General features: G+C 43.0%; 11 protein-coding genes. 9 read left to right on the forward strand and 2 right to left on the reverse strand.

All coding sequences use genetic code 11. The features are described 5' to 3' along the window. Window positions 1-47: 47 nt before the first annotated feature. The 9 genes from VQ048_RS01365 (at window position 48) to VQ048_RS01405 (ending at window position 9,823) form a co-directional block, all read left to right on the forward strand. Window positions 48-1,382, forward strand: a complete 1,335-nt coding sequence (locus tag VQ048_RS01365; protein WP_327609876.1) for a trigger factor — start codon at window positions 48-50, stop codon at window positions 1,380-1,382. Between the two features lie 113 nt (window positions 1,383-1,495). Next, window positions 1,496-2,125, forward strand: coding sequence for an NUDIX hydrolase (locus VQ048_RS01370; RefSeq protein WP_327609877.1), 630 nt, complete (start codon window positions 1,496-1,498; stop codon window positions 2,123-2,125). 34 nt (window positions 2,126-2,159) lie between these two features. After that, window positions 2,160-2,963, forward strand: coding sequence for a lysophospholipid acyltransferase family protein (locus VQ048_RS01375; RefSeq protein WP_327609878.1), 804 nt, complete (start codon window positions 2,160-2,162; stop codon window positions 2,961-2,963). After that, window positions 2,914-3,402: a hypothetical protein gene (locus VQ048_RS01380; RefSeq protein ID WP_327609879.1), complete on the forward strand. Its 489-nt coding sequence runs from the start codon at window positions 2,914-2,916 to the stop codon at window positions 3,400-3,402. The genes VQ048_RS01375 and VQ048_RS01380 overlap by 50 nt, the downstream gene beginning before the upstream one ends. Further along, window positions 3,399-3,929, forward strand: coding sequence for a hypothetical protein (locus VQ048_RS01385; RefSeq protein ID WP_327609880.1), 531 nt, complete (start codon window positions 3,399-3,401; stop codon window positions 3,927-3,929). The genes VQ048_RS01380 and VQ048_RS01385 overlap by 4 nt, the downstream gene beginning before the upstream one ends. 248 nt (window positions 3,930-4,177) lie before the next feature. Further along, window positions 4,178-5,035 carry a phage tail-like protein gene (locus VQ048_RS01390; protein ID WP_327609881.1) on the forward strand — a complete coding sequence of 286 codons (858 nt, stop codon included), beginning with the start codon at window positions 4,178-4,180 and terminating at the stop codon, window positions 5,033-5,035. Between the two features lie 14 nt (window positions 5,036-5,049). Further along, window positions 5,050-5,805, forward strand: a complete 756-nt coding sequence (locus tag VQ048_RS01395) for a phage tail-like protein (protein WP_327609882.1) — start codon at window positions 5,050-5,052, stop codon at window positions 5,803-5,805. A 210-nt stretch (window positions 5,806-6,015) separates the two neighbouring features. Beyond that, complete coding sequence (locus VQ048_RS01400) at window positions 6,016-8,349, forward strand: COG1470 family protein (RefSeq protein ID WP_327609883.1); 2,334 nt, start codon at window positions 6,016-6,018, stop codon at window positions 8,347-8,349. A 118-nt stretch (window positions 8,350-8,467) separates the two neighbouring features. Continuing rightward, complete coding sequence (locus VQ048_RS01405) at window positions 8,468-9,823, forward strand: DEAD/DEAH box helicase (RefSeq protein ID WP_327609924.1); 1,356 nt, start codon at window positions 8,468-8,470, stop codon at window positions 9,821-9,823. A 70-nt stretch (window positions 9,824-9,893) separates the two neighbouring features. On the opposite strand, the gene VQ048_RS01410 is transcribed toward VQ048_RS01405, so the two are convergent. Both VQ048_RS01410 and VQ048_RS01415 read right to left on the reverse strand, forming a co-directional pair. Continuing rightward, entirely contained in the window at window positions 9,894-10,706 is an 813-nt protein-coding gene (locus VQ048_RS01410; RefSeq protein ID WP_327609884.1) for a GLPGLI family protein, read from the reverse strand. A 144-nt stretch (window positions 10,707-10,850) separates the two neighbouring features. Next, entirely contained in the window at window positions 10,851-12,017 is a 1,167-nt protein-coding gene (locus VQ048_RS01415; protein WP_327609885.1) for an iron-containing alcohol dehydrogenase, read from the reverse strand. Between the last annotated feature and the right edge of the window lie 112 nt (window positions 12,018-12,129).

Below are 12,129 nucleotides of genomic sequence, written 5' to 3' on the forward strand. Positions count from 1 at the left end.
TTGCGAACTAAAATTTTTTAAACTCAAAAAATCAATATTTTAAGATAATGAAGGTTACAGCACAAAATCACGATGAGGTCAGTGCCTTACTTACGGTAACAGTCGATCGTGCAGACTACAAGGACAATGTGGAAAAACAACTTCATAACTATGCCAAAAATGCGCAGGTTCCTGGTTTTAGAAAAGGGAAAGTGCCTATGGGGATGGTGAGAAGACAGTTTGAGGCATCCGTGTCTTTTGAGGAAATCAACAAGAAAGTATCGGAAGCGCTTAACCAGTATGTAACGGAGAATAATCTTCGTTTGGTGGGGCAGCCGGTGCCGGTACCTGTGGATGATTTGGATTTCCGTGCAGAGCAGCTTTCCGTAGCGTTTGAGGTAGGATACGAGCCTAGCTTCACGATTGATTTGGCTAAATACGAGGCGCCTCATTTTGTGGTGGAGGCTTCCGATAAAGAAATTGGTCAGAGCATAGAAAACATGCAGAAGCGTTTTGCGGAGAGAGAAGAGCAGGATAAGATTACTAAGGATTCTTACGTGGCGCTTCAGATCAGCCAAGTGGTGGAAGAAGGAGCCGAAGGCGAGCATAACCACCAGCCGAAATTTGCGACGGTAAACAAAGACACCAAAGAGGCTTACGAATTGGTGAAGAAGTTGAAAAAAGACGAAACACTGAAAGTTACCAAAGAGGAGTTGTCGGGTAATGAAGAGTTGGCTAAGCAGCTGGGCTTCCGTAAGGAGGAAGTGGAGCATTTGCACCACGACGAACTTGAGGTGGCGGTGAAAGACATCTATAAATTGAACCTTCACGAGTTGAACCAAGAGCTTTTCGATAAGGTTTACGGCGAAGGCAACATTAAATCCGAGGAGGAGTTGAAGGAAAGAGTAAAATCCGAATTGGATGAATATTTCCAACAAAATGCGGACGTTCACTTTGTGAACAAGATTTTGGAGCAGGTGAACGAGAAGGAGGAGGTAAAACTTCCGGAGACATTCCTTGTTAAGTGGTTGATGTTCAGTAATCCGAATATCCAAACCGAGGCGCAGGCGAAAGAAATTTTGGAGGCGGAAAAGAACCAGGTGAAAGGTCAGATTATTGAAGGAAAACTTCTTAACGACAACGAGGTGAAGATTGACTATGCGGATGTTTTGGCTCAGGCGGAGCAGATGGTTCGCAATCAGTTGGCGATGTACGGCATTCACCATTTGTCGGATGAGGAGATTCAGAAGTATGCGGTGGAGATGCTTAAGGATCAGGAGCAAGTGAGACAGATTTCTTCTGAAGTAGCCATGGGCAAGCTTAAAGACGTTATTTTGGAAAAATCCAAAAAGAAGGAAACGAAAATTTCCCACGACGAATTTTTGGAAGAATTGAAAAAATAAGCGTTGATATTTTTTTTGATAAGATTAAAAAATCCCTTGCTTTTGGCGGGGGATTTTTATTTTTTAACTTTTTTTTAAACTGTGTCTTCGGTTCTTATGGCTACATTTGTGGGATGAAACAGTTGGGTTGGGATTTATTGGATCGGCTTCGGCGGGCTTCTTTGGAGGGGGAGCGGGCGCATGCTTTTTATGCTCCGCCGTACCGTGAGGGGTATACTCGTGAGGCGATTTTGGCTAAAAACCCGGGGCTGGCGGCGGTTAATATTCTTTTGTACCGTAAGGGGGGCGAGTGGTATTTTCCTTTGATGGTGCGCTCGCATAATGAGAACGATCGTCATAGCGGGCAGATTTCGCTGCCGGGAGGGCGTCGGGAAGCCTGGGACGATGATTTTTCTTGCACGGCGCTTCGGGAGACTTCGGAAGAGATTGGGGTGCCTGTTTGGCGTATGCGGATGGTTCGGGGGCTGACGCCTTTGTATATTCCGCCGAGTAATTTTTACGTTTATCCTTTTGTTTCTTATACGGGGCGGGAGCCTTTGTTTCGGTTGCAGGCTTCGGAGGCGGTGGAGCTTATTGAGTTTCCTGTGCGGCTGTTGCTTTCGATGCCTTTGACGCCGGAGCGGCGGGTTTTGCCTTCGTCCCGTGGGCAGGCGGTACCGGTGATTGTTTTGGAGGGGCATGTGATTTGGGGGGCGACCGCCATGATTTTGAGTGAATTCAGCCACTTGCTGAAAAAATTGTAAATTCGCGGCTTGTTAGTGTTTGCGTAATAGAATCATGGCGAAGAAGAATATCTTTAGGGATGCGTTTGGGACACCTTATGTGTTGAAGCGTTTGGTTATTTTCATTTTGGGGATGGTGTCTTACCGTCGTTTCAATGGGTTTAATAAGTTGGAAATTTCCGGGACGGAGCATTTGGTGGACTTGCCGGATACCAATGTGCTTTTTGTGTCGAACCATCAGACTTATTTTGCGGATGTGGCGGCGATGTACCATGCGTTTTGCGCCATTAATAACGGTTATCATAATACGATAAAGAATCCGGTTTACTTGCTTAATCCTAAGGTGGATTTTTATTATGTGGCGGCGGAAGAGACCATGAACAAGGGGCTTTTGCCTAAGATTTTTAAGATTGCGGGGGCGGTTACGGTGAAAAGGACTTGGCGTGCGGAGGGCAAAAATGTGAACCGCATGGTGGACATGAGCGAGGTGGATAATATAATGAAGGCTTTGGATAACGGTTGGGTGATTACGTTTCCTCAGGGGACGACTTCGGCTTTTGCGCAGGGGCGCAAGGGGACGGCGAAGTTGGTGAAGCAGCAGCGTCCGGTGGTGGTTCCCATTAAGATTAACGGATTTCGGCGTGCTTTTGACAAAAAGGGGCTGAAGATAAAGGTAACGGGAGTGAGGCCGACCATGGAGTTTAAGAAACCTTTGGAGATTGATTATGACGACGAAAGTGCGCAGGCGATACTCGAAAAAATTATGATAGCGATAGAACAAACGCAGGATTTTAACCTTTTGCATGATTATGACGAACAGAGAAAAAACAAAACGTTGGATTCTTCTTCCGAGGCTTAGGGCGTCGGGGCTTTTGCTGCTGCTTGGGTTGGTTTTGGGGGCTTGTGGAGGGCAGCATAAGGTTTTTAGGGATTACGAGTTGAGTTATAGCCGTAGCGGTGGCGAATCGCCTTTTTACGAAAATGTATTTGTTAAGGGCGAGACGCTTTATTATTTTTATCAGAAAGGGAAAGAACGCTATCGGCGTAAAGCGACGGTATCTGCGGAGGAAAAGCGGGCTTTGTACGAGGCGGTGGAGCGCAATCGTTTGGCGGGCGTTCGGGAAGATCATAAGAAATTTTACAATCATTTGACGACTTCGATAAAGGTTAGGATGGCAGATCGGACGGTGTTTCGGGATAATGGCAGCGGCATCCGTGTGGAGGATGCGGCGCGTTGGGAAAATGTGGTGGCGGCTTTTGAGGGGCTTATTGAATCGAAAAACATTAGAAAACCATGATAAAAGAGAATTTGGTGGGGCGGGCGACCCGGGTTTGGATTGTGGAGGATGAGGCTCGTGTGGTGGGAGTGGTGCAGGAGGTGCTGCGTTATTTTGGCCGTGGGGCTTCTTATGAAGGGGCTTTGGGGGAGAGGATGCAGGAAGGGGATGGCGATTTTTTTATTCTTTCTTCTTCGGATTGGGATCGGGGGTTGGCTTTGGAGCCGAATGTGGTTTTTTTGCGGGAAGTGCCCGAGGGGGCTTTGGCGGAGGCTTTGCTTCGTGCGGTGGCGGATGGGGGGATTGTGGTTTACCCTGAGGGGGAGACGGAGCTTTTGGAGGAAGCTGAGGGGATGCGGTTTTTTCGTAGGGAGGCTTACCCTCGGGTGGCTTTGCAGGACGGAGGATTAGCGGTCGAGACGGATTGGGGGCATTTGGCACTCCCTTCGGGGCATCGTGCGGCGATGGAATCGTTTTGGGGAGTGGTAGAGTTATGTCGTCATTTGGGGGTGATGCCGGACGAATTTTACGAAGCGGTGCTGGCTTAGCGACTTGGTGATAAGTTTTTGAAAAACAATGGCTTTTGTGAAGTGATTTTTTTCGATGATAAGAAAGAAAAACCTTGCGTACTTCGGAAAAGGTTTATACATTTGCCTTGTCAAACTTCTTTTTGTAGACTGATGACGTGTATGGAATAACGATACGGTTGTTGGCGGAGCGGGAAGGCGTTTGAGGTGAGTTAGGCGATTTTTCGCGTTTTTATAAAGGTTAAAAAATTAAAAATACAAATATGGTTATGAAGACTACTAAGTTAGGTCTGTTGGCTTTTTTAGGTTTGGGAGTTTTTGCTTACGGGCAAGAGACGACCAACGGAAAAATGGGGATTAATACAACGGGACCCCGGGCGACTTTGGAAATTAGACCGAGCACTGCCGGTGTTGATTACGAAACAAGTGGTTTAGGCGATAATGAAAGAACCAATGAGGGGGTTTTGATTCCTCAGCTTACAAAGGCCAGGGCTATGAGAATTTCCAATAAAGTGGACGGAACTTTGGTTTACGTTAAGGAAGATGTAGGTGCGGGAGATACTGCCTTTATCGGTACAGGAAAAGGATTTTACTATTGGAATGGAAGCGACTCCAAGTGGGTTAAGTTAGGCGCGGATGTGGCGAGCAGTGCGTCGGTATCGGCGGCTAACGGTTTGACTGCAAACGGCGGAACCGTGGAACTTGGCGGAACGCTGACCAAGGCAACAACAGTTACCCAGAATAACAATGACATGACTTTTACCACAGGAACGGGACGAACTATAGTTAACGGGACATTCCAAACGAAAGGAGCTGTTTATGCTAATGCAAGGTTGGCAAATTTGCCGATGGCCTCTTCAGATTGGACCAGTTCGGACTATGCTGTTGTGCTTGCTGGTGGCGGAGCGGCAACTTTAGCTTTGCCTGATCCGAAAGTTAATAAAAGAAGGGTTATAGCATTTAGCAATCAGTCGACCACATCAACTGTAAATATTATATCAAATCCACCTGTGAATAATTCAACAATAGAGATTGGTAAGGGATTTATTGTTGTTAGTGTTCAAGTAAGTGGGGATGAACAGAATAATACTGACGTTTGGAGTTGGTATGTTATAGGAGGATATTAAAAAAAGATATGTATATGAAAAAAATATTATGTGTTCTGTCATCAGTTGTATCTGTGGTGTTATTTTCCCAAATTAATATTCAGACAACTCCGAATCAAACAATTCCAGGAGAAAGTGCATTTTTGGATGCCTCGGGATATGTGAGTTTTCCAAATAATGTGGGTAAGGGGCTTGTTTTTCCGAGAGTGGATTTAACTACTTTTACGTTTGTCACTACCACTACTACACCAGCTAAATTCAGGACAGCGTATGATGGTATGGTGGTTTATAACACAGGCACGGGGTCTACTCTTGATACTCCTGCTACTGCGGGAATTCAAACAACTGTATCACCGGGATTTTACTATTTTTATAATCCAACTGGTGCTACTACTAGAAATGTTACTGCAGGTAAGTGGGTTCGTATTGGAGAGGCTGCAGCTTCTACCCTAAAAGCCGCCGACTATACAAGTACTGCGGTGCTTACAGGCGAGAATTTTTATACAGATGCCAGTACGGCTAAGCCGGTATACCGCCAAATGGTGCCGGTAACGTTCAATAGTGCCACGTATGCAAAACTGAATGCATCGGAGTTTACGGCTAATACGGTATTCATTAAGACTACTTTGGTAGACCCTGCAACCGGAAAAGTGGTACTTAACTCTACGGAGTATCGCCCTAACGAGACGGTTAACGGCGTTTTGGGGAATTACATTTTCGCGGCGTATGGTAATATCTATACTACGCTTAACGGGACTTACAATCTTATCGTAGAGTACTATACAAAATGATCGAATAGAGCGGTACTAAAAGTATCGCACGAAATTAAAAATGTTCTTTTTGATGTTTGCATCACTAAGAGCATTTTTTTTTAATGAAAAAAATCTTTGACTTATAAATAATATAGATAATGAATCGATTTTTGACTATTTTAATGACCTTAGGGATGTTTTGGAGCGTTCTATACGCACAAAAAACAGGGATTAATACCCGATGCACCCATGGCCACACTTCACGTGAAGGCTCTTACGGATGGGAGTTCTCAGGCTGAAGGATTGCTTATGCCTTCCCTGACGGACGATCAAATCAAAAATATGCCCTTGTCGGAAGCCCAAAAAGGGCTTATGGTGTATAATAAAACCATGGACTGCATTCAGATATATACCCAAAACGTGTGGACCTGTCTTCAAGGGGATCAGAACAAATACCTAAAAGTGGAGTATTTAGGAGCGACGGGAGTGTGGATGCAGAATATTTCTGCAGAAGAAAATACTTTACGTTTTAAAGTCACTAACCAATCATCGGTAACGTTTTCGTCACTTAATCTTGCCCAGGCTTTGGTTTTGGGCGGCGTGGCACAGGGGCTTTCTTATTATGGGGCAGAAGATTATTCTAATGTTACGTTGGCTGCTGGAGAAAGTAAAATTCTTACTTATAAGATTTTGGGGACACCGGCTAATGTAGGAACAATTGATGTTACCCTTAATGTAATGCCAGGGTTTAGTACATCAGCGGACGTCATGGTAGAAAGGGAAGGTGATGTGAGAGCGATGTCAATTGCTTTCGAAGGAGAATATGTTTCAAACAAAACTTATGATGCGGCACAATACCGCCTAAAGGTAGTTTTGAAGAATAATAGTTCTACGGCTAGTTTAACCAATGCGGATTTGAGCGGTTTGGTTAGTCTGTCGGGCGATTCTGGTGTGAGCTTGCTTCAGGGGCAGAATACTTCGGTTAGTATTGATCCTAATAGTGAAATCACGTTGTATTATAGTCTTCAGGGGATTGCTTTGCAACCTGTAACGCTTGTAGCAAGGGTGATTCCTACTTCTACCGTATCGGGAGGGGTATTAGCAACACAAGAGGTAAGTTTGTTTACTAACGTATCGGCTAGCTCGCTTCAGATAAATGGAATTTATGCGTATAACCAATACCTGACGGGAGAGAATAATGTGGAAGTTGTGGTTACGAATAATAATAGTTACGATTTGCTTCAGGTTGATTTTAATAATGCTGTTGCTTTGGCGGGAGCTAGGAGTAATTTAATCCTGTTGGCGGGGCAAAACAACACCGTGGATCTTCCTGCAGGACAGAGTAAAACGCTCTCTTATACGTTATCGGGAGTTTCGATGGAGGCTTCTGGAGGAGATTTAGAGGCTACGTTTACTAGGATTCCATTTCCTAGCCTTTCTGCAACCAAAAAAGTTCAGGGAGATATCAGTTTTTATGCGACGCCGAATGTGACAACGATTGGTCAATCGGGCGGTCAGTATACGTTTGAAATTCACTCGGCAGAACCTTGGGTGTACGAATTGCAGGGGAATGCCTCGGGATGGATTACGGTAACCGGTACAACAGGAACTTCCGGGAACGGGACGTTGTCTATTTCGACCAGATCTAAGACGTCTGATTATTCGCAAATAGGCTATATTAAAGTTAGTCGCCCGAGTGACGGTGCCGAATTGATACTTGCAATTAATCAGGAGCCTACAGATTATTTTCAAATAACGGGTTTTTCCAGCACGGCAAAAAAAATTGAGCCGGCTTATGAATATGATAGATATAAATATTATTTATCGATTCACGAAAATAATACTTCTACATTGAAGGTTAACCAGTCCAATCTAAAAGTCCATGGAGAATTGCCAAGTTTTATCAAAAGCATAGAGTTTAAAGGCAATGAAATTGTGATTACGCCTAAGGAAAGGACGGAGCCTGGGTTAGTTCTTTTAGGAACCCTTCGTTTTGCTTACGGAGAAGGGTATGTATCGTCTCCGATTACTATCATGCAAAATCCAAAGGCTTATAAATGTCCGGCAACGCCACCGCTGCATGCGGATAACGGGTACAAAATATGGAATAGTACTCAAAGTTTCGAAAAGGGGTTATTCCAAAAGCAAGTGGATGTTCGACCGGGTGAGGATGATTTTACCGATTATACATTTTTACCTGGTAGCTGGAGTCTCATGCTTGGAGGGTCAAATATGAATCCTACTGTCTATCCTCGGATTGTTAAAACGTCCACTCAAAGCCTTTTGTTTTTTTATACGACAATGGCATCTTATACTCAAACAGAATTATCTTTTTCTTCTATTTATTCTTCTTCTCAAGGTTCTGATACTGATAGACATAATACCTATTATAAATCTGCTTTTGTAAATAGAAAAGAGAATTCTTTCTCGACGGTTATATTGTCTTACCAAGCTGATAGAAGTTTGCGTGAGTCTTCTGAAAATCCTTTTGCAGGATCTATAGCTGCTACTCCTATCATCTGTGCCGACGGTTATGATGAGGATACGCCGGATTTATCGGGCGATGCCGGATGGAGACAGTAATGTATTTCTTTTTTTAGACAATAGTGCTACCTCTAGAGGTAGCACTATCGTTTTTTAGGAGGAGCTGTTTTTTGACAAATTTCAAAAAGGCTATCTTTGCAGGAAATAGCAAAATATGATGAGCAAGACCACTTTTGCCGACTTTGATTTACCCGTAAAACTGCTGGATGTTTTGGCCGATTTGGAACTCTTCGAACCGACGCCTATTCAGGAGAAGAGTTTTAAGCCGGTGCTCTCGGGGCGGGACATTATGGGGATAGCGCAGACGGGAACGGGAAAAACCTTGGCCTATCTTCTTCCCGTGCTTAAGACGTGGAAGTATAATAAGAGCGGAAATCCTACGGTACTGGTTTTGGTACCGACCCGCGAACTGGTGGTTCAGGTGACGGAAATTTTGCAGACGCTGACCCGCGAAATGACGACGAGAATCGTAGGGGTTTATGGTGGGAAAAACATCAATACGCAGAAGCTTTTGTTTGACGACGGATGCGACATCTTGGTGGGAACGCCGGGAAGGGTAATGGATTTGGCTATAGACAATGCAATATCGCTCAAGGAGGTGCAGAAGCTTGTTATCGACGAGTTTGACGAGATGCTTAATTTGGGCTTTCGCCCTCAGTTAACGCATATTTTTGAGATGATGCGCGAAAGGCGTCAGAATATTTTGTTTTCGGCGACCATGACCGAAGCGGTGGACGAAATGTTGGAGGAGTATTTTGCCGCGCCTGTGGAAATTTCGTTGGCTAAATCAGGGACACCGCTGGAAAAAATAGAACAGACGGTTTATAAGGTGGAGAATTTTAATACCAAAATGAATTTGCTTAAGCACCTGTTGGAAACCGAAGAGGCTATGGCTAAGGTTTTGATTTTTACCAATAACAAACGCCATGCGGATTTGCTCTTTACCAAAATCGACGAGTGGTTTCCTGGCGCGTTCGACGTCATTCATTCCAATAAATCCCAAAATTACCGTTTGAGGGCGATGCGACGTTTCGAGGACGAAAACCTTCGGGGGTTGATTACGACGGATGTAATGGCTCGGGGGTTGGATATTTCGGACATTACGCACGTGGTTAATTTTGAGGTGCCGGAAGTGCCGGAACAGTACATTCACCGTATCGGTCGTACCGGACGGGCGGATAAGGACGGTAAGGCGGTAACGTTTGCCACCAAGAAAGAAGAAGTGCCGCTTTTGGAAATCGAACTCCTTATGAACCGCGAAATCCAGGAGCTGCCGTTTCCTGAAGAAGTGAAAATTAACCCTCAGAAAATTGCTTCGGAAAAAGACGAGGTAAAGATGAAAAATCCCGTTCAGGTGAAGCTGGCAGAAGGTGGCGGTGCTTTCCACGAAAAAAAAGCCAAAAACAAAAAAGTCAATTTAGGCGGCCCAAAAGCGAGGTACAAACCCAAATCAAAGCCCGGCGGTAATCGCGCGCAAGCGAAAGCCAAATCCAAAGCTAAGCGAAAGAAATAATATAAAAACGCCCTTGAGATTAGTGTTCTCAAGGGCGTTTTGCTTTTTTAATAAATCACCTCCTAATAGCTTACTCTACGATAAGTTGATATTCTTTTTCTATTGGATTATTTTTTCTTTTCAATTCATTTTGTATTTGCCGACCCATCTCTTTGTAGTCTTGCTCCGTAAACTCCGAGCCGTCCTGTTTATACATTTTCCAATTATGAAGTTTATAATTAGCGATTGGGTTATTATAATAGCTTTGGACAATGGCTAACCAACGATCTTCCTTAAGCCTTTCTAGCTTCCCATCCATTACTGCAGAAGGCTCTACCCACTTAATTTCGTGTTGTTTCTCTATTGAAATCATTTGATATTTAAAATACTCCTCAGTATCCTTTATTTCTAAAATAAGTCCAGGCAACCCTCGAAATACATAAGGTCCAGACTGGATTGGAATTTCATTAGAAAACCAAGCCTCCCAATGCCTACCTCCATAATCTACGGTTGCTCTTTGGCAATGGTAGCCCAAAATGTCCTTCTTTTCTTTACGAATATTCCATTTCAACTGAACAAACTTCGGATATTCATAAATAAAACCGTCAAGATGCTTATAAAATAAAGACTTCCTTAGCTCTGAAGAATTTTTCACAATATCCGAATAACGCGGGGTGATATACTGCTTTTGTTTTGGATTTTGACGGTTGATAGAATCAATAACATAGTATTTCTGATTTAAAAACTCCGATTCCTGACCTTTCTGTAATAATACCATATACTCCCTAATTCCCTCGTGCTTACTATTATATTTCATCTCAAAAGAATAGACCATCTTATAATTCTGTCCAAAACCGTAAATTATAAAACAAAATAAACCGATAAATCTAAATATTATTTTCATACAATATTCTTTATAAGAAAAAGATAGTAAACTATATCTTACATATCCATTTTGTTGTTTAATAAAGATTTTTCGTTATTATCATAACTACCTTAGCAATATTATCTACTCCTTATAACATACTTTATCAAAATCATATTTATCTCAATAACTCATCTTTACGATATTTTTAGCATCTTCGGGCGTGAGTTTGCGGTGTTCTCCTAAACCTAACCAATTTCTATCTGTAAATGCTTTTTCCACTTTCTCGGCGGTGCCTTCAAACTGCGAAGTATATTCTGACAACTTGGTTTTAATCCCTATAGAATGGAAGAAATGCTCCATTTTTTCAATCCCTTTTTGGGCTTTTTCTTCCAAGTTCATTTCAGAAGAAATACCCCAAACCCGTTCTGCATATTGAGCCAATTTTTGCTTCTTAGTTTCAAAATTATAACGGTAATGAGACGGTGCTATAATCGCTAAAGTTCTCGCATGGTCGATACCGAAATAAGCCGTAAGCTCGTGTCCCATAGCGTGTACCGCCCAATCGGTAGCCACACCTAAACGCAACAGTCCATTAAGAGCCATTGTGCAACACCACATATAGTTAGCCGCAGAATCATAATCAAAATCCTCTTGAAGCACCTTAGGAGCCATCTCCTGAAGCGTTACCAAGATACTTTCTGCCATTCGTTCTTGAAGCGTTGCAACGGTAGGAAAAGTCATATATTGCTCCAAAACATGCGTGTAAGCATCTGCTATACCATTAGCGATTTGATTTTTAGGAATACTTCTTATCACTTCTGGGTCTAATACCGAAAACTTTGGGAACAGACCGTTGCCACCACCACCGAGTTTTTGTTCGGTTTCTCTTCTAGAAATTACATAGCCCGAGTTCATTTCGGAGCCTGTAGCTGGTAGAGTAAGCACTGAACCAAAACTTAAAGCTTCGCCTTCCTCAGGACGAATGGCTTTAGTTAAAATATCCCAAGGCTCACCTGCATATTTAGCTGCGACAGCTAAGAATTTAGTTCCATCAATAACAGAACCTCCACCTACAGCCAATAGAAAATCAATATTTTCTGATTTGATGACTTTCAACGCCTCCATTAAAACCTCATATTCTGGATTGGCTGGTATTCCTCCAAATTCCAAAACATTAAAGCCTTTCAACGCATTTTTAACTTGCTCATACACTCCATTAGACTTGATACTTCCGCCTCCGTAGAGCATCAACACTTTAGCATTTTGAGGAATTTCTTTTGATATTTTTTCTATTTCCCCTTTACCAAAAAGGATTTTAGTAGGATTTTTAAATTCAAAATTTAACATGATGTTTTATATTTTTATTCAAAGGTAAAGAAACGGTTTTGAAAAACAGGGGTTTTATTTGCGGAGGGTAATGCTTTTTAATGCAAGAAAGAAAGGGAGGCAAGGATTTTAT

This window comes from Bergeyella anatis (assembly GCF_036016955.1).
In the GTDB taxonomy this organism is placed as follows: domain Bacteria; phylum Bacteroidota; class Bacteroidia; order Flavobacteriales; family Weeksellaceae; genus JAYWXI01.

Bases quoted from the DNA above. Each gene is read 5' to 3' on its own strand.
- VQ048_RS01385 (WP_327609880.1), top strand. From the start codon at position 3,399: ATGATAAAAGAGAATTTGGTGGGGCGGGCGACCCGGGTTTGGATTGTG.
- VQ048_RS01365 (WP_327609876.1), top strand. From the start codon at position 48: ATGAAGGTTACAGCACAAAATCACGATGAGGTCAGTGCCTTACTTACG.
- VQ048_RS01370 (WP_327609877.1), top strand. From the start codon at position 1,496: ATGAAACAGTTGGGTTGGGATTTATTGGATCGGCTTCGGCGGGCTTCT.
- VQ048_RS01415 (WP_327609885.1), bottom strand. From the start codon at position 12,017: ATGTTAAATTTTGAATTTAAAAATCCTACTAAAATCCTTTTTGGTAAA.
- VQ048_RS01395 (WP_327609882.1), top strand. From the start codon at position 5,050: ATGAAAAAAATATTATGTGTTCTGTCATCAGTTGTATCTGTGGTGTTA.
- VQ048_RS01390 (WP_327609881.1), top strand. From the start codon at position 4,178: ATGAAGACTACTAAGTTAGGTCTGTTGGCTTTTTTAGGTTTGGGAGTT.
- VQ048_RS01375 (WP_327609878.1), top strand. From the start codon at position 2,160: ATGGCGAAGAAGAATATCTTTAGGGATGCGTTTGGGACACCTTATGTG.
- VQ048_RS01380 (WP_327609879.1), top strand. From the start codon at position 2,914: ATGACGAACAGAGAAAAAACAAAACGTTGGATTCTTCTTCCGAGGCTT.
- VQ048_RS01405 (WP_327609924.1), top strand. From the start codon at position 8,468: ATGAGCAAGACCACTTTTGCCGACTTTGATTTACCCGTAAAACTGCTG.
- VQ048_RS01400 (WP_327609883.1), top strand. From the start codon at position 6,016: ATGGCCACACTTCACGTGAAGGCTCTTACGGATGGGAGTTCTCAGGCT.
- VQ048_RS01410 (WP_327609884.1), bottom strand. From the start codon at position 10,706: ATGAAAATAATATTTAGATTTATCGGTTTATTTTGTTTTATAATTTAC.